Here is a 17,376-nt window from a genome sequence, read left to right on the forward strand (position 1 = left end):
CGGTGTGCCCGGCGCGCCGACCAGCTCGGCGCGCCGGGCCGGGCTCAGTCCTCCGAGCCCGCCGGCTTCGCCAGCCCCGACGCGATGAGCGTCATGACGGACGAGTCCGCGAGCGTCGTCGCGTCCCCGACCGTGCGGTTCTCGGCGACGTCGCGCAGCAGGCGGCGCATGATCTTGCCCGAGCGCGTCTTGGGCAGCTCGGGGACCACGAGGATCTTGCGGGGCTTCGCGATGGGCCCGATCTCCTTGGCCACGTGGTTGCGCAGCTCGAGCTCGACGGCCGCGGCACCCTCCGGGTCTGCCGCGCGGGCCGCGTGCTCGCTGCGCAGGATGACGAACGCGACGACGGCCTGGCCGGTCAGCTCGTCCGTGGCGCCCACGACCGCGGCCTCGGCCACGAGCGGGTTCGAGACCAGCGCGGACTCGATCTCCGTGGTCGACAGGCGGTGACCCGAGACGTTCATGACGTCGTCGACGCGCCCGAGCAGCCAGATGTCGCCGTCCTCGTCCTTCTTGGCGCCGTCGCCCGCGAAGTAGATGCCCGGGAACCGGGACCAGTAGGTGTCCTTGAAGCGCTCGAGGTCTCCCCAGATGCCGCGCAGCATGGAGGGCCACGGCTCCGAGAGGACGAGGTAGCCCCCGCCGCCGTCGGGCACCGGCCGCGCGTTGTCGTCGACGACGTCCGCGACGATGCCCGGCAGCGGAACCTGCGCCGAGCCCGGCTTGGTCGCCGTGACGCCCGGCAGCGGCGAGATCATGATCGCGCCCGTCTCGGTCTGCCACCAGGTGTCGACGATCGGGGCCTTGTCGCCGCCGATGACGCGGCGGTACCACATCCACGCCTCGGGGTTGATGGACTCCCCGACCGACCCCAGGACGCGCAGGCTCGTGAGGTCGAACTTGTTCGGGATCTCCTCGCCCCACTTCATGCAGGCGCGGATCGCGGTGGGCGCCGTGTAGAAGATCGAGACCTTGTACTTCTCGATGATCTCCCACCAGCGGCCCTGGTGCGGGGAGTCGGGCGTGCCCTCGTAGATGACCTGGGTCGCGCCGTTGAGCAGCGGGCCGTAGGTCACGTAGGAGTGGCCCGTGACCCAGCCGATGTCCGCGGTGCACCAGTAGACGTCGGACTCGGCCTTGAGGTCGAACACGTTCTTGTGCGTGTACGCGGCCTGCGTCAAGTAGCCGCCCGTCGTGTGCAGGATGCCCTTGGGCTTCCCGGTGGTGCCGGACGTGTAGAGGATGAAGAGCGGGTGCTCGGCCTCGACCCACACAGGGGTGTGCTGGACGTCGGCGGCCTCGAGGGCGTCGTGCCACCAGATGTCGCGACCCTGGGTCCACTCGACGTCCTGCTCGGTGCGGCGCACCACCAGGACGTGCTCGACCGTGGTGGCCGCGGCGCCCTCCTTGGCGGCGAGGGCCTCGTCGACCGCGGGCTTGAGGGCCGACGCGGACCCGCGGCGGTAGCCGCCGTCGGCCGTGATGACGACCTTGGCCTCGGCGTCGGCGATGCGGCTGCGCAGCGCGTCGGCAGAGAACCCGCCGAACACCACCGAGTGCGGGGCCCCGATGCGCGCGCAGGCCAGCATGGCGACGACGGCCTCGACGATCATGGGCAGGTAGATGACGACGCGGTCGCCCGTGGTCACGCCGAGCGCGCTCAGCGCGTTGGCCGCGCGCGAGACCTCGCGCTGCAGGTCCGCGTACGTGACGGTGCGGGTGTCACCGGGCTCGCCCTCGAAGTGGATCGCGACGCGGTCGCCGTTGCCGGCCTCGACGTGGCGGTCCACGGCGTTGTAGGCGGCGTTGAGCGTGCCGTCGCCGAACCAGCGCGCGACGGGTGCGTTCGACCAGTCGAGCGTCTCGGTGAACGGTGTCTTCCACGACACGAGCTCGGTGGCCTGGCGTGCCCAGAATGCGAGACGGTCGGCTGCGGCCTCCTCGTACAGCGCCGGCTGGGCGTTGGCCTGGGCGGCGAACTCGGGGCTGGGCGGGAAGCTGCGCTCCTCGTGGAGGAGGTTCTCCAGTCCCGTGGACTCGGGCTGCCCGTCGACCTGGTTCTCGGTGGCGGTCACATTCTCAGGCACTCTTACCTCCGGTGCGCATCGACTCTGGTGCGGGGCTCATGACGTGAGATCCCCGCGGCCTGCGAGCGGCCGCAAGGGGTGCGAGACACGTCGAGCGACGGGGCCTGTCCTGCCCCGACTGGGCGAGTCTAGACCCCATCGGGTGACCCGCGTCACTGGTTCTCGAAATGGGCGAGGGTGCTGACAAAAAGGTGAGCGACGTCGTCGGGCCCGCTTGCTCATGCGACAACGTCGCAGCAGTGCCACGATGGCCGGAACCCGAACTACTGACCAGGTGAGCACTCCGCTGCTCGCTGCGAAAGGAACGTCGTGGCGCGATCTCGAGCAGTACGTCCTGTTCTTCCGGTGATCGCCCTGAGCGGCGTCCTGGTCCTCACGGCCTGCACGGCACCGGGCGGGAGCGCCGACGGCGCGAGCGCCGCGGGGGCTGACGCGGCGGACGGGGGCACCGACGGCATCGTGCTCGCCGACGGCTACGAGCTCGGCGGGTACAACCCCGTCGCGGGCTTCGGGGCCGCGGGCGAGGCCAAGATGTACGACGGCCTGGTCCGCCTGACGGGAGGCGAGGGGATGCCGGGGTTCGAGCCCGCGCTCGCCGCCGAGCTCCCCACGGCCAACGACGACGCGACCGTGTGGACCGTGAAGATCCGTCCCGACGTGACGTTCTCCGACGGCAGCACGTTCGGCCCCGAGGACGTGGTCGCGACGTACGAGGCGATCCTCGACCCGGCGTCCGCGTCCGAGGCCAGGTCGTCGTTCGACATGATCGAGGAGGTCGTCCAGACCGGCGACGACACGGTCGAGTTCCACCTCGCGTACTCGTACGCGCCGCTCCTGACGAAGATGCTCATCGGTGTGGTGCCCTCGGAGGCCGTCGCGACGCCGGGCCTCGCGGCCGAGTCCACGCTCAACACCGCACCGATCGGGACCGGGCCCTACACGCTCGTGGACCTGTCCCCGGACCGCGCGGTCCTCGAGGCCAACGAGGACTACTGGGACGGCGCGCCCGAGGTCAAGAAGCTCACGCTCCTCTACGTCCCCGACGACAACACGCGCGCGCAGCGCATGGCCTCGGGCGAGATCGACGGCACGAACCTGCCGCCGCTGCTCGCGAACACGTTCGAGGGCAAGGACGGCATGACGGTCACGGCGCACACCTCGGCCGACTGGCGCGGCCTCTCGCTCCCCACCGACAACCCCGTCGCGGGCGACCCCGCGGTCCGCATGGCGCTCAACCTGGCCGCGAACCGGCAGTCGATGATCGACAACGTCCTGGGCGGGCACGGCCGCCTGGCCGCGACGCCCATCCCCGAGGTCTACGGCGACGCGTATGAGCCCGGTGCGGTCTTCGCGTACGACCCGGCGCAGGCCCAGCAGATCCTGACGGACGCGGGCTGGGTCGAGGGAGCGGACGGGATCCGGGTCAAGGACGGGCAGCGCGCGCAGATCGCGCTCATGTACAACTCGGTCGACACGGTCCGCCGCGACCTCGCGCAGGCCTTCGCGTCCGACGCGCTCGCGGTGGGCGTCGAGGTGAACCTCGAGGCGCTGTCCTGGGACCGGATCGACCCGCGCATCAACACCGACTCGACGCTCCTGGGCGGCGGCGACGAGCCGTTCGACCCCGACACGCAGGCGTACGGCGCCCTGAGCTCGGTGTTCGTCCAGCCCGACGTCGGCAGCATCTACGACAACCCGAGCGACTACCAGGACGCGACGGTCGACGCGGCGCTCGAGGTCGGGCGGCGCAGCCTCGACCAGGCCGAGCGCGACGCGGCCTACCGCGAGGTCCAGGACGCGTACATCGACGACCCGGGGTACGTGTACCTCGTGTTCCTCGACCACACGTACGTCTCGAAGGACGCGGGCTGGTCCATGTCGGGGCCCGTCCTCGAGCCGCACGCGCACGGCGTGACGTGGGGTCCGTGGTGGTCGCTGCAGTCCTGGACGCGGGACTGATGACCACGGTCCAGGCGGGGCGCGAGGAGCGCCCCGCCGGGCGCCCCGGGCAGGACGCCGGGCAGGCAGGCACGGTGCCCGACGGCGCCTCCCGCCCCGCGCCCGACGACGCACCCTCGGTGCGTGACCTGCGCCGCGGGCGCCACCGCGACATCTGGGCCATGGTGGGGCGCCGCCTGCTCTTCATCGTGCCGGTCACGGCAGCGGTCTCCGCAGGGCTGTTCGCGGCGGCCAAGTACTCGCCGTTCGACCCCCTGGTCGGGTACCTCGGGTCCCGGTACATGACCACGAGCGACGCCGACAAGGCGATCATCTCGGAGCAGCTCGGGTTCGACCGGCCCTGGTACTCGACGTACTGGGGATGGGTGCAGGACCTGTTCGGCGGGGACCTGGGGCTGTCTCGGTCGTTCAACCAGCCCGTCGCTCAGGTCATCGCCGAGCGCCTGCCGTGGACGCTGCTGCTCGCGGGGGCCGCGCTCGCGCTCGCGGTCGTGGTCGCGCTCGCGCTGGGGATCGCGGCGGGCGTGCGCAGCGGCGGGATCCTGGACCGGGGCGTCACGGCGCTGTGCGTCGTGGTGCAGGGACTGCCGCCGTTCGTCATGTCGCTCGCGGCGATCGCGGTGTTCGCGCTCGCGCTGGGGTGGCTGCCCGCGGCGGGGCTCACGGACGGGGGAGCGGACCCCACGGTCGGGGGCGTGCTGCGCCACCTGGTCCTGCCGGTCGTGGTCCTCGCGATCTCGCAGGTGCCGTGGCTGCTGCTCGCGGTGCGCGAGTCGGTCGTGACGTCGAAGGGCGAGGACTTCGTGGCCGGTGCGGTCTCGCGCGGCATCCCGACGCCGACCATCACGCGCCGCCACATCGTGCCGACCTCGCTCGCGCCGTTCGTCAACATCGTGGGCGTCCGGCTGCCCGAGCTGGTCGTGGGCGCGGTCCTGGTCGAGGAGGTCTTCAGCTGGCCAGGCGTGGCGGGGGCGATCGTCACGTCGGCCCGCGACCTCGACATGGCGCTCCTGGCGTTCCTGACGATCGGGACGACGGTCGTGGTCATGGTCGGCTCGCTCCTCGCGGATGTGGTCGTGGCCCTGATGGACCCCCGGGTGAGCACCGATGGCTAGGCGCAACCTGGTGATCGCGGGCTCGGTCCTGGCGGTCGTGGTGCTCTACGCGGTCCTGGTCCCGTGGATCGCGGGGGTCGACGACCGGGTCACGGACTTCGCGCAGGCCCGCCAGGCGCCGTCGGCGGAGCACCTGTTCGGCACCGACTCGGCCGGGCGCGACCTGTTCGTGCGCATCGCGTCGGGCATCCGGACCTCGCTCGTCGTGGCGCTCCTGTGCGCGCTGCTCGCGACCGTGATCGGGGTCGTGGTCGGTACCGCGGCCGGGTTCTGGGGCGGGTGGCCGGACCGGATCATCATGCGCAGCACCGACGCGGTCAACGCGCTGCCGCACCTGCTGCTCGGGATCGTGATCGTGGCGATGTTCCGCGGCAGCCTCCTCGCGATCGTCCTGTCGATCGCGCTGACCCACTGGACGCAGGTCGCGCGCATCATCCGCTCGGAGATCCTCAGCCTGCGCCAGCGCCCGTTCATCGACGCGGCCGTCCTCGCGGGCGCGAGCCGCCGGCAGGTCGCGGTGCGCCACCTGGTCCCAGCGACCGCGCCGCAGGCCATGATCGCGGTCGTCCTGCTGCTACCGCACGCGGTGTGGCACGAGTCCACGCTGTCCTTCCTGGGCTTCGGTCTCCCGCCGCACGAGCCCAGCCTCGGCACGCTCCTCGAGGAGGCGCGCAGCTCGCTGCTCCTGGGCGGGTGGTGGACCCTCGTCTTCCCGGCAGCCGTGCTCGTGGTCGTGACGCTCGCGGTCGCGTTCGCGGGCCAGGCGCTGCGCAAGGTCATCACCCCACCCCAACCTTCGGAGCTGAGACTATGAGCACGGCGGGCCTGCGCGTCGAGAACCTGACAGTCCGCCTGCCCCTGCCGAACGGCTCGGTCGTGCACGCCGCGAGCGACGTGAGCCTCGACGTCCCGCGCGGCACGGTCACGGCCCTCGTGGGCGAGTCGGGCTGCGGCAAGTCGATCCTGGCGTCGGCCGTCATGGACCAGCTCCCGGCGGGCGCGCGCCGTACCGGCTCGATCACGGTCACGACCCCGCAGGGGGCTCTCGACGTGTTCGCGGGCGAACCCTTCCGGGGCCTGCACGCCGCGCTCGTCCCGCAGTCCGCGGCCACGCACCTCACGCCCGTGCGCACCGCGCGCTCGCAGCTCGAGGAGACGATCGCGACGCTCGGCTCGGTGCGCACGAGCGACGAGCTGGCCGAGCGCGTGGGCCTCGATCCCTCGGCGCTGGACTGCTACCCGCACGAGCTCTCGGGCGGCATGGCCCAGCGCGTGGCCGTCGCGGGGGCGCTCGCGGGCGACCCCTCGGTGATCGTCGCGGACGAGCCCACGGCGAGCCTCGACCGCGCCCTGACCGACCGGATCCTGGGGCTGCTGCGCGAGTGCGCCGACGACGGCGCGGCGGTCCTGCTCATCACGCACGACCTCGCGTCCCTGGTCCGCACGGGCGTGGCCGACCGGCTCGCGGTCATGTACGCCTCGCGCCTCATGGAGACGGGGCCCGCGGCCGAGGTGTTCGACGACCCGTGGCACGACTACACGCGCGACCTCCTGGGTGCGCTGCCCTCGCGCGGGCTGCACCCGTTGCCGGGCTCGCCGCCGCAGCTCACGGACCTGCCCGACGACTGCGTCTACCACCTGCGCCGCCCCGAGACCCGGCAGTCGGGCGGCCCGACGGCCTTGGTCCAGGTCGGCGACCGCGCCTACCGCACGCTGCGCGAGGTGGCCTGATGAGCCTCGAGGCGCGCGGCGTCGTGGCGGGCTACCGCCGCAAGCCCCCGGTCCTGACCGACGTCTCGATCAGCGTCCCGGCGGGCACGATCGTGGGGCTCTCGGGCCCTTCGGGCACGGGCAAGACCACCCTCGCCCGGGTCCTGGCGCTGCTCGACGCGCCGCGCGCGGGGACCGTGAGCATCGACGACCAGGTCGCGACGGGCACCCGGTTCGCGGTCCAGGGGGACCTGCGAGGCACGGTCGCGATGCTCTTCCAGTCGCCGCGCGCCTCGACCGACCCGCGCCTGACGCTCCGCTCGATCATCGCGCAGCCCGCCGAGGTCGCCCGTCGCCCGGTCGACGTCGAGGGGGTCGCGGCGCGCGTGGGCCTGACCCCCGACCTGCTCACGCGCAGGCCCTACCAGGTCTCCGACGGCCAGCTCCAGCGGGCCTGCCTTGCCCGGGCTCTCGCGCAGGAGCCGCGCTACCTGATCTGCGACGAGGCGACCGCGATGCTCGACGCCGCGACCACGGCGACGCTCGTGCGCCTCGTCGAGGCCGAGGCCGCGGCCCAGGGCGTGGGGGTCCTGCTCATCAGTCACGACGAGGAGCTGCTCGCGGCGTGCTGCTCGCAGGTCAGCGCGCTCGCGGACCTGCGGCGGGAGCCGGCCCAGCACTGAGCGGTCCCCGCCCGGGCGGGGCGACCGGGGGAGAGGTGCCCTGCCCGACGACGGTGCGCGGCGCCGTCGGGCACCTCGCCCCGTCGAGGGGTTCCGGCGGGCCGGGCGTCGCTCAGACGGCGGACGCGGCGGCCTCCTCCGCGCGGGCCGCGGCCTCGACGGCGGCGGCCACGACCGTCGTGACCTCGGGGTTGAACACGCTCGGCACGATGTAGGTCGCGTTGAGCTGGTCCTCGTGGATCGTCGAGGCGAGGGCCCGTGCCGCCGCGAGCAGCATGGTGTCGGTGATCTTGTGCGACTGCGCGTCGAGCAGCCCGCGGAACACCCCGGGGAACGCGAGCACGTTGTTGATCTGGTTGGCGAAGTCGCTGCGGCCCGTGCCGACGATCGCGGCGTGCTGCGCGGCGTCGACCGGGTCCACCTCGGGCGTGGGGTTGGCCATGGCGAACACGATCGAGTCGGGTGCCATGGTCGCGATGTCGTCGCCCGTGAGGATGTCGGGGGCCGAGACCCCGATGAAGACGTCGGCCCCGGCGAGGGCCTCGACGAGCGTGCCGCTCACGCGGCGCGGGTTGGTGCTGATCGCCGTCCAGGCGAGCGCGGGGGACAGGCCCGGGCGGTCGGGGTGGATCACGCCGTCGACGTCGGCGACCACGACGTCGTGCGCGCCCGCGGCCAGGAGCAGCTTGAGGACCGCCGTCCCCGCGGCCCCCGCCCCCGACAGCACGATCCGCACCTCGGCCAGGTCCTTGCCCACGACCTTGAGCGCGTTCGTCAGGGCCGCGAGCGCGACGATCGCGGTGCCGTGCTGGTCGTCGTGGAACACCGGGATGCTCAGCTCGGCGCGCAGGCGGCGCTCGATCTCGAAGCAGCGCGGCGCCGAGATGTCCTCGAGGTTGATGCCCGCGAACACCGGCGCGATGGCCTTGACCGTGCGCACGATCTCGTCGACGTCCTGCGTGTCCAGGGCGATGGGGAACGCGTCGATGTCCGCGAACCGCTTGAAGAGGGCGGCCTTGCCCTCCATGACGGGCAGCGACGCGAGCGGCCCGATGTCGCCGAGGCCCAGGACGGCCGACCCGTCCGTGACGACCGCGATCGTGTTGCGCTTGATGGTCAGGCGTCGGGCGTCCTCGGGGTGCGCGGCGATGGCCTCGCAGACCCGCGCGACGCCCGGGGTGTAGATCATCGACAGGTCGTCGCGGTTGCGGATGGGGACCTTGGACTCGATCTGGAGCTTGCCGCCCAGGTGCAGCAGGAACGTGCGGTCCGAGACCCGGTCCACCGTCACGCCATGCAGGGCGCGCAGCGCCGCGACGATCTCCTCGGCGTGCGACTCGCCGCGCGTCGCGACCGTGACGTCGACCGTGATGCGCTCGTGGCCCGAGGCCGTGACGTCCAGGGCCGAGACGATCCCGCCCGACTGCTCGATCGCCGTCGTGAGCTCGCTGACCGCGGTGGGCCTGGCCTCGACCTGGAGGCGGACGGTGATGGACGAGGAAACGCTCGGCGCTGAGGTCATGTGGTCAGCGTATTCGGCGGGCGCACGGTGCTGGTGCGCGCGAGCGGGCGAACCGGTGACGAGATGGTCAGGAACTGGATGCAGGGGAGAACCGGCCCTGCTCGTCTCTCCCCCCTGCGCGTGGGCGTTGGTGCGGTGACTGAGCTGATCCACCGTCCGCGAGTGCGCGTGCGTGCTCACGGTTCGGGCCCTCGAAAGCGCCCGCCATGAACTCGACGGCTTCGAGGTCGAGGTCTGCCAGGGCGGCGAAGGAGCGCCACATCGACGTCGCGTGTTCGACCTCGCCGACGATCCGTCGTGCGTCCGCGGTGCTCAGGTCGTACGAGTCCGCACTGTCGACCAGCATGCGGATGTCGCGCTCGACGCCGCTGTCGGAACTCGTCAGCGGTGTGGACTGGATCGCCTGGCGCACGGGGTGGGGGTTGACATCGAACAGCGGTGAGAGCGTCCATCCACCGGCTGTGCGAAGCACGCCATGATTCTTCATGTGGTCGTCGACATTGCGCACCAGCAGAGTGAAGGCGACTCGGCGGAACAGCTCGGCCAGGTCTCGGCGAGGGCGGTCGCTGTGGTCGGCGATGCTCTCAGCGAGCCACGTGTAGTCGATCGTCTCGTGCGGGCCTTTTTCTGTGATGCTGTCGGCGCTGAGATAGCCGATCCTGCGACCGGCCTCCGTCCGGTCGAACCGGCGCGTCAGCATGATGCTCCGGTCGGCGGAGAGTCGCCTGAGGGCAGCGGTCGGCGTGTTGATCCCCGCGGCGTTCGCGAGCTGGAGGGTCACGTACTCCCAGCCGAGGACGTCCCACCGGTCGTCCCGCTCGGGAAGCTTGGCCATCCAGAGCTCGCCGGTCTCGTCGCGCACCGTCGCCTTGGGCCGTGCTCCGCCCATCGACGTGCCCGCGGCCAGCAACAGGTCGAGGTCGCTCCTGCTCGCCTGGTGTCGCTCGACGTTCGCAGCGGCACTGGTGAGGGCGTCGAGGTCGACCAACGTGGGCAGGCCCGTCCGTGACGTGGCCACGAACGTCCGCCCGGGATCGGTCGACAGACGGAGCGCGCCCAGTCGAGAGGAGTCGGGGACGCTGAGCAGGAAGTCGAGCTCGGTCATGGTGCGTGCCGACCGCCCCGCCTCGGTGGCTTCACGAGCCTCAGCGGCATATATCAGGCGACGGCCCCAGGTGTCCGGCTGGCTGTCGGCGAACGCGCCGAGGAGAGGTCGATGGGGGCCCGAGACCACGGCACGCGTGCCGCGAGGCATCTCCGGGCACAGGTCGTAGGAGGTGGGATCTGCGAGGTAGGCGGCCGCGTAGGTGAACCGCGAGGAGAGCAGGACACCCGCAGAGTTGAAAGTGAGGTCGAGCTCTCCCGCGTGGACCGTCCGGCCGTCGGGAACGGCGACGAAGACCGCGGTGCTCATGGAGTCGCCGGCCCGCGGGATCGGACGCGCTGGGGGAGCCCTTGCGTGGCCCGAAGGCGCCCGAGCTCGGACGTGTGCGGGTCGGTCGCCAGGATGACCGACTCCGCTTGGCCGAGGATCCGGAGGACGGCGAAGGCGTTCTCGAGGCGGACGCTGCCTTCTCCCGTCTCGATGCTGCGAAGCGTCGTCCGCGTGATGCCTGCCCGTTCGGCGACGGCCTCGGCGGTGAGGCCGAGCACCTTGCGCCACCCGCGCACGTTCTCCCCGAAGGCCCGAAGGTCTCGTTCGGTGCGGCGTGAGGCGCGAGCCATGCGCGTTCTCCTTATGGCCAGTGAAGTGCCCACTATACAGCGCAATGAGCGCTGTATTGGTCATGGAGGGGTGGAGACTCGTCGCTTCGGTGTCTGCCTTCGGACCGGTCGCGGTGTGGATGGTGGCCCGGACACGGGAACGGCGCCCCCGGAGGGACGCCGTGCTCGCCAGCGGGACGGGGGTTAACAAGCGTGCTGCGAGGGTAGGTGCTGCAACGGGGCGAGCCCGGTCAGCCAGTCCTATGCGTGGACTTCTCGCGCGTGGGTTCCGCCCGTCCCTGATGCTGTTGTCCCTCAGTGATACGCCGCTCCGGGGCGCCGCGCAAGGGGTGGCAGGGAGAACGGGGGAACCTCCACGGGGTGTTCGATCCCGAGCCGGGAGGAGCCGGACAACGGGGACCCCGCGGGTTCGAACAGGCCGCGTGCGGGGCCGTCCGTGCGGGCCGTCCGGAGGTCCGGGGCCTCGCTACCCGGAGCGCCCCGAGCGCTTGCGCACCGCGCGCCACACGAGCCAGCCCACGACCGCGACCGCTACGGCCCCGCCGACCACGACCGCGCTCCGAGGCGGCGCGAGCTGGGTGCGCAGCGTGACGGGGCGCACGAAGGTGAGCGTGCCCCAGCCGCTCTCGCCCGCGAGGCGGCGCAGCGTCCGGTCGGGGTTGACCGCGAACCCGTGGCCGACCTCCGCGAGCATAGGCGCGTCCGTGATCGAGTCCGAGTAGGCGTAGGACGCGTCGAGGTCGTAGCCGTTGGCCTCGGCCAGCTCGCGGATCGCGAGGGCCTTGTTCTCGCCGTACGCGTAGAAGTCGATCTCGCCCGTGTAGCGGCCGTCGACGATCTCCATGCGCGTCGCGACGTAGTGGTCCGCGCCGAGCACCGCGGCGATGGGCTCGACGACCTCGGAGCCCGAGGCCGAGACGATCACGACGTCGTGCCCCCGGTCGTGGTGGCTCACGATGAGCTCGACGGCCTCGGCGTAGACGACCGGGTCGATGTACTCGTGCAGCGTCTCCTCGACGATCTGCGAGACCGTGCGCACGTCCCACCCCGTCACGAGCGAGCTGAGGTGCGCGCGCATGCGCTCGGTCTGGTCCGCGTCCGCGCCGCCGACCATGTAGAGGAAGTGCGCGTACGCGCTGCGCAGCACGTCGCCACGGCTGATGAGCCCGCCCGCGTAGAAGGGCTTGGAGAACGCGGCGGTCGACGAGGTCGCGATGATCGTCTTGTCCAGGTCGAAGAACGCGGCGACCTTGCGCGGGCGGGTCTCGCGGGCACCTGGACGGGGAGGCGCCTGAGGCGCGCTGCGCGGACCGGTCTGCGGTGAGTCCTGGGGCTGGGTCACCCGGTGAGCCTATCCGGCGAGCGCACGAGATGTCCCGGTTCGGCATCGTCGTCGTGCTGCGGCTCCGCGCGGCGTGCCGGGGGTGCGCCGCCCGACGGGATGTCGACGTGCCGCCCGCGCGGTACGTTCGGCCCGGACGGACCGTGGCCCAGCCCCGTGGGAGGCACGCATGATCACGCTCGACGAGCTCCGCGCCATCTCGATCTTCGAGCCCCTCCCCCCGGAGCCGCTCGAGTTCCTCGTCGGTGCGGTCGAGGACATCCGGCTCCTGCCGGGCGAGTACTTCGCGCACGAGGGCGACGAGCGCGCGTTCTTCGTCGTGATCGAGGGACGTGCGGAGATCACCAAGATGATCAACGGGGACGAGCGCGTGATCGGGGTGCGGACCCCCGGCATGTTCTTCGGCGAGGTGCCCATGACGCTCAGCACGAGCTTCCCGGCGAGCGGCCGCGCGACCGAGGCCACGCGCATCATGAAGCTCGACGCGACCGTCTTCTACGGACTCGCGGCCATGGCCCCGGCCGTCCCCGCGCACGTCGCGACGCTCGCGCGCAGCTACCTCGACGCGCTCCAGGCGCACGCGTCGGAGAAGCCCGTGGCCGAGGCGCACGTGATCGGGCCCCGGCTCGACGCGGGGGTTCGGGACCTGGCGACGTTCCTGACGCGCAACCACGTGCCGTTCGACCGGGTCGTGGTGGAGGCGCCCGCCGAGCACCCGGCGGGGGCCGAGCCTGCCCACCCGGTCCTCGAGCTGCGCGACGGTTCGCGGCTCGTCGCGCCGGTGATGCGCGAGGTCGCGCACGCGGTCGGCCTGGCCGTGGAGCCCACCGAGACGGACTACGACGTCGTGATCCTCGGCGGCGGGCCCGCGGGGCTGACCGCGGCGGTCAACGCTGCGGCCGAGGGCCTGCGCACGCTCGTCGTCGAGAGCCTGGCCCCGGGCGGGCAGGCGGGGACCTCGACCCGGATCGAGAACTACACGGGGTTCCCCTACGGCATCTCGGGGGACGACCTCGCGAGCCGGGCGCTGACCCAGGCGCAGCGGCTGGGCGCCGAGATCGTCGTGACGCGCACGGTCGAGTCGATCGACCCGGGCTCGCACCGGGTCGTGCTCGACGGCGGCGACGCGCTCGGGGCGCAGGTCGTGATCGTCGCGACGGGGGTCGAGTGGCGCACGCTCGCCCTGCCGGCCGTTGACCGCTTCCTGGGCAACGGGCTGTACTACGGGGCCGCGCGCAGCGACGCCGCGCTCGCCCAGGGGCAGGACGTCTGCATCGTCGGCGCGGGGAACTCGGCGGGGCAGGCGGCGATCTTCTTCTCGCGGCACGCCCGGTCCGTCACGATGCTCGTGCGCGGGGAGTCGCTCGGCGCGAGCATGTCGCGCTACCTGATCGACCAGATCGCGGCCAACCCCGGTATCCGGGTCGAGACCCGCGCGCAGATCGTCGACCTGCACGGCGTCGAGGGCCTCGAGTCCCTCGACGTGCTCGACGCGCGGACGGGGGAGAGCGCCCGCCGCGCGCTCTCGGTCGTGTTCGTGATGATCGGCGCGGACGCCGTCACGGGCTGGCTGCCCCTGGAGGTCGCGCGCGACTCGCACGGGTACGTCCTCACAGGGGCCGAGGCTGCGGCCGCGCCGCAGTGGACCGCCGAGCGTCGGCCGTTCGCCCTGGAGACGAGCGCCCCGGGGGTCTTCGCGATCGGCGACGTGCGCTCGGGATCGGTCAAGCGCGTCGCGGCGGGGGTGGGCGAGGGCGGGATGGCGATCGCATACGCGCACCAGTACCTCGCGCTGGCGCACTGACGGCAGGCTCGTCCACAGGGGCGCGGCGGGCGTGGTTGTCCACAGGCCCGAGGGCGCAGCCCCCACGCCCGCTCGTCTCGCCCCAGGATGGTGGTCGGCCCGTGCGGACGGGCCGGCGCGGAGAGGGCCGCGGCCCGCCCGGCGGGCTGACGACCGCCTCCGCGCCCGCGTCGACGGGAGGGGGAGCCATGGGACGGGAAGAAGCGGTCGTGGTGGGAGTCATCGGGGCGTGCGGTGGAGCCGGGGCGAGCACCCTGGCCGCGGCGCTCGCGGACGGGCTCCGGCGAGCCGGGCGGCGACCGGTCCTGGTGGACCTCGCGACGCGGGGCGGAGGGATCGACGTGCTCCTCGGGATCGACCACCGGGAGGGTCCGCGCTGGGCGGACCTCCGTGATGCCCGGGGCGAGGTGGACGGCCGGGCGCTCGTGGGTCTGCTGCCGACCTGGTGCGCGGTGCCGGTGCTCAGCGCGCACCGCGCCGACCCGGCCGCCCTCGACCAGGGCGTGGTCGTCGACGTGTGCTCTGCCCTCGCGGACGCGTGCGACGTGCTGGTCCTCGACCTGCCGCGCGCGGCGCTGGCCGCGGGTGCGGGCGGAGGTGCCGACCTGAGCACGGGAGCGGCGGCCGGAGCGGGAGCGGACGCCGAGCACGCGGCGCTCGTCGGGGCGTGCGACGCGCTCTTCCTCGTGACCCCGCTCGAGCTGCCGGCGGTCGCGGGCGCCGTCGCGGCCGTCGCGCTCGCGCGCCGCTCAGGAGCCGACCGGTCGATGCGCCTCGTCGCGCGGCGACCCGCTCCCGGGCGGCTCGACCCGTGGGAGGTGAGCGACGTCGTCGGGCTGCCGCTCGCGTGCGTCGTGGGGTGGGACCGGACCCTCGCGGCGCGCGTCGACCGCGGGCAGGGCCCACCCGTCGGTGCGCGGCGCCCCCTGGGGCGCGCAGGACGTGAGCTCGGCGCGCTCGTCACCGCCGGGACGCTCGCCAGGACCCCGGCCGTGGCATGAGCCCGATCGACGACGGCCTGCTGGCCGAGGTGCGTGGTCGGGTCGTCGGCGGGGCCCCTGCCGACGACACCGAGCTCCGGGCGGCGCTGCGAGGCTCGGGGCGCGTGCTCGGCAGCGACGCGCTGAGCGACCTGACCCGGCGCGCACGCGCCGAGCTGTACGGGGCCGGACCCCTCCAGCCCTTGCTCGAGGACCCCGAGGTCACCGACGTCCTGGTCAACTCGCCTGCCGAGGTCTGGGTCGACCGAGGGGTGGGCCTCGAACGTGCGCCCGTGCACCTGGGGAGCGCGGCCCAGGTGCGGGCGCTCGCGGTCCGGCTCGCGGCCGCGGGCGGTCAGCGGCTCGACGACGCGAGCCCGCTCGTGGACGCGCGCCTGCCCGACGGCACCCGGCTGCACGCCGCGATCGCTCCCGTGTGCGAGTCCGGAGCCGTGATCTCGCTGCGCGTCCTGCGCTCGCGGGCCTTCACGCTCGACGAGCTCGTGGGCTCGGGTGCGCTGCCCGCACCGTGGGCCCCGGTGCTCCGGCGCCTCGTGTCCGCGCGCGCCAACATGCTGGTCTCGGGAGGCACGGGGACCGGTAAGACGACGCTGCTCGCCGCGCTGCTGTCCCTCGTGCCGGGGCACGAGCGTGTCGTGTGCGTCGAGGAGGCGCGCGAGCTCGTGCCCGACCACCCGCACGTCGTCCCCCTGACCGCGCGGCGCCCCAACGTCGAGGGCGCGGGGGCGGTCGACCTGGCGGACCTGGTCCGCAACGCGCTGCGCATGCGCCCCGACCGGATCGTCCTGGGCGAGTGCCGCGGCGCCGAGGTCCGCGAGGTCCTCATGGCCCTCAACACGGGGCACGACGGCGGCCTGGCCACGATCCACGCCAACTCCGCGTCGGTCGTCCCCGCGCGGCTCGAGGCTCTCGCCGCGCTGGCAGGGATGACGCGCGAGGCCGTGGCCGCGCAGGCCGCGGGGGCGCTCGACGTGGTGCTGCACCTGCGGCGGTCCGGGCGGGTGCGGTACCTGGCCGAGATCGGGGTCGTGCGGCGCGACGCGCGGGGCGAGCTGGTGGTCGAGCCCGTCGCGACGTGGGACGGCGTGCGGGAACCGGTCGCCACCGAGGGCTGGGACGCGTTCGCCGACCGGTGGGGCGGGGCGTGACCGGCGACCTCGCGGTCGCGCTCACGGTCGCCGGCGTGGTCTGGGTGGCGGTCGTTCCTGCGGGGCGTCGCGCCGCGGACGTGACGGACGGTCTGGGGGTGGGGCCCTCGGCGGGCGGGAAGGGATCGGGGGTGGTCGCGCGGGCTCTCGGGCGACGGACGGTCGCTGGACGCTCGGTGCGTCTGCTCGTGTCCCACGTCGCGTCGCTCGTGCGCTCGGGGAGCGCGCCCGGGGCCGCGTGGGCGACGGCCGCCGGCGTGCGGGTGGACTCCCGGGGCGTCCCCGATGCGGCCGACCTGCTCGCAGTCGTGGGTGCTCGTGGCTCGGGCGAGGCGCCGGGGCAGGTCGCGGCGGTCGTCGCGGCGAGCCGGTTGGCGGCCGACGTGGGGGCGCCTCTGGGCGCAGTCCTCGAGTCGATCGCGCAGGCGCTGTCCGCGGAGTCCGAGGCGCGAGCCGACCGGGAGGCGTCGCTCGCGGGCCCGCAGGCGACGGCGCGCGTGCTGCTGTGGCTGCCCGCCGTCGGGGTGCTGCTCGGCGCGGTCCTCGGGGTCGATCCGGTGGCGACCGCGCTCGGTGGCGGGGTGGGATCGGCGGGTCTGCTGGCCGGCGGGGTGCTGCTCCTGGTGGGGCGCCGGTGGTCGGGTCGACTGGTCGCGCGGGCCAGGGTGGCGGGGTCGCCTCCGTGAGCGTCGACTGGGCGCTCGTGGCGGCGTTGTCGTGCGGGTTCCTGGTCGCCGCGAGCCCGTGGTGCGTCGCGCGGGCAGGGGTCCGGGCTCGGCTCGGCGACCTGGCGGTCGCGACGGCTCCGGGGCGAGAGCCGGCGACGGGCGGACCGGTCGAGATCGGTGTCCTGCTCGAGCTGCTCGGGGCGGCGGTCCGCGCGGGGACGAGCGTCCCGCGCGCGCTCGAGGCTGTGGGGCAGGCGGTCGGAGGGCCCGACGGCGTCGCCCTCCACCGTGCCGGGGCTGCGGTCGTGCTCGGGGCAGGATGGGCCGAGGCCTGGTCCGGGTCACCGGCGCGGCTGGACGTGGTGCGCGCGGCGCTGGCCCCGGCCTGGGAGCAGGGGGCCGCGCCGGGGGAGTCGCTGCGCGTGGCGGGCGAGCAGCTCCGGCGTGACCAGCAGGCGGCTGCACGGCAGGCCGCTGCGAGGCTCGCGGTGCACCTGGTCCTGCCGCTGGGCGTGTGCTTCCTGCCGGCGTTCGTGCTCATCGGGCTGCTGCCCGTGCTGCTGTCGTTGGGCGCTGGGGTGCTCGGTGGAGGGTGAGGGCTGGCGGCGCGGG

The 17,376-nt window shown here is 73.5% G+C and carries 15 protein-coding genes; 10 read left to right on the forward strand and 5 right to left on the reverse strand.

The annotated features are described in order from the left end of the window. Positions 1–44 precede the first annotated feature (44 nt). The gene (gene acs, locus ASE15_RS09005) at positions 45–2,075 is read right to left on the reverse strand and encodes an acetate--CoA ligase (RefSeq protein WP_082618330.1); all 2,031 of its coding nucleotides are present in this window, start codon (positions 2,073–2,075) and stop codon (positions 45–47) included. Between the two features lie 357 nt (positions 2,076–2,432). Here acs and ASE15_RS09010 point away from each other — a divergent pair, with 357 nt between their 5' ends. Genes ASE15_RS09010 through ASE15_RS09030 form a run of 5 tightly spaced genes read left to right on the forward strand, consistent with a single transcriptional unit; the run spans position 2,433 to position 7,554 of the window. Then, positions 2,433–4,046, forward strand: a complete 1,614-nt coding sequence (locus ASE15_RS09010) for an ABC transporter substrate-binding protein (RefSeq protein ID WP_200960532.1) — start codon at positions 2,433–2,435, stop codon at positions 4,044–4,046. Beyond that, positions 4,013–5,161: an ABC transporter permease gene (locus ASE15_RS09015; protein ID WP_235534297.1), complete on the forward strand. Its 1,149-nt coding sequence runs from the start codon at positions 4,013–4,015 to the stop codon at positions 5,159–5,161. Before ASE15_RS09010 ends, ASE15_RS09015 begins: the two co-directional genes overlap by 34 nt. Further along, entirely contained in the window at positions 5,154–5,975 is an 822-nt protein-coding gene (locus tag ASE15_RS09020) for an ABC transporter permease (RefSeq protein ID WP_056762877.1), read from the forward strand. The genes ASE15_RS09015 and ASE15_RS09020 overlap by 8 nt, the downstream gene beginning before the upstream one ends. After that, positions 5,972–6,892, forward strand: a complete 921-nt coding sequence (locus ASE15_RS09025; RefSeq protein WP_056649213.1) for an ABC transporter ATP-binding protein — start codon at positions 5,972–5,974, stop codon at positions 6,890–6,892. Before ASE15_RS09020 ends, ASE15_RS09025 begins: the two co-directional genes overlap by 4 nt. Next, positions 6,892–7,554 (forward strand): ABC transporter ATP-binding protein, encoded by a 663-nt coding sequence (locus ASE15_RS09030; protein WP_056649215.1) that lies wholly within the window; start codon positions 6,892–6,894, stop codon positions 7,552–7,554. The genes ASE15_RS09025 and ASE15_RS09030 overlap by 1 nt, the downstream gene beginning before the upstream one ends. Before the next feature lie 112 nt (positions 7,555–7,666). On the opposite strand, the gene ASE15_RS09035 is transcribed toward ASE15_RS09030, so the two are convergent. The 4 genes from ASE15_RS09035 to ASE15_RS09050 all read right to left on the reverse strand — a co-directional run bounded on the left by ASE15_RS09035 (position 7,667) and on the right by ASE15_RS09050 (position 12,143). After that, a complete protein-coding gene (locus ASE15_RS09035; protein WP_056649219.1) occupies positions 7,667–9,076 on the reverse strand; it encodes an NAD-dependent malic enzyme in 1,410 nt (469 codons plus the stop codon). 67 nt (positions 9,077–9,143) lie between these two features. Then, entirely contained in the window at positions 9,144–10,490 is a 1,347-nt protein-coding gene (locus ASE15_RS09040; protein ID WP_056762881.1) for a type II toxin-antitoxin system HipA family toxin, read from the reverse strand. After that, complete coding sequence (locus ASE15_RS09045; RefSeq protein WP_056649225.1) at positions 10,487–10,801, reverse strand: helix-turn-helix transcriptional regulator; 315 nt, start codon at positions 10,799–10,801, stop codon at positions 10,487–10,489. The genes ASE15_RS09040 and ASE15_RS09045 overlap by 4 nt, the downstream gene beginning before the upstream one ends. Before the next feature lie 466 nt (positions 10,802–11,267). After that, a complete protein-coding gene (locus ASE15_RS09050) occupies positions 11,268–12,143 on the reverse strand; it encodes an HAD family phosphatase (RefSeq protein ID WP_082618331.1) in 876 nt (291 codons plus the stop codon). Between the two features lie 169 nt (positions 12,144–12,312). Here ASE15_RS09050 and ASE15_RS09055 point away from each other — a divergent pair, with 169 nt between their 5' ends. From ASE15_RS09055 to ASE15_RS09075, 5 genes are all read left to right on the forward strand, one after another. Continuing rightward, positions 12,313–13,947, forward strand: coding sequence for a cyclic nucleotide-binding domain-containing thioredoxin-disulfide reductase (locus ASE15_RS09055; protein ID WP_056762886.1), 1,635 nt, complete (start codon positions 12,313–12,315; stop codon positions 13,945–13,947). Between the two features lie 188 nt (positions 13,948–14,135). Next, positions 14,136–14,948, forward strand: coding sequence for a septum site-determining protein Ssd (gene ssd / locus ASE15_RS09060; protein WP_056762890.1), 813 nt, complete (start codon positions 14,136–14,138; stop codon positions 14,946–14,948). Continuing rightward, positions 14,945–16,096: a TadA family conjugal transfer-associated ATPase gene (locus ASE15_RS09065; RefSeq protein WP_056762892.1), complete on the forward strand. Its 1,152-nt coding sequence runs from the start codon at positions 14,945–14,947 to the stop codon at positions 16,094–16,096. The genes ssd and ASE15_RS09065 overlap by 4 nt, the downstream gene beginning before the upstream one ends. Beyond that, complete coding sequence (locus ASE15_RS09070; protein ID WP_235534298.1) at positions 16,093–16,782, forward strand: hypothetical protein; 690 nt, start codon at positions 16,093–16,095, stop codon at positions 16,780–16,782. The genes ASE15_RS09065 and ASE15_RS09070 overlap by 4 nt, the downstream gene beginning before the upstream one ends. Further along, on the forward strand, positions 16,779–17,360 hold the full coding sequence (locus ASE15_RS09075; RefSeq protein ID WP_235534301.1) for a type II secretion system F family protein: 582 nt from the start codon (positions 16,779–16,781) through the stop codon (positions 17,358–17,360). Before ASE15_RS09070 ends, ASE15_RS09075 begins: the two co-directional genes overlap by 4 nt. Positions 17,361–17,376: the final 16 nt, after the last annotated feature.

The organism is Oerskovia sp. Root22 (assembly GCF_001429135.1).
In the GTDB taxonomy this organism is placed as follows: Bacteria; Actinomycetota; Actinomycetes; order Actinomycetales; family Cellulomonadaceae; genus Oerskovia; species Oerskovia enterophila.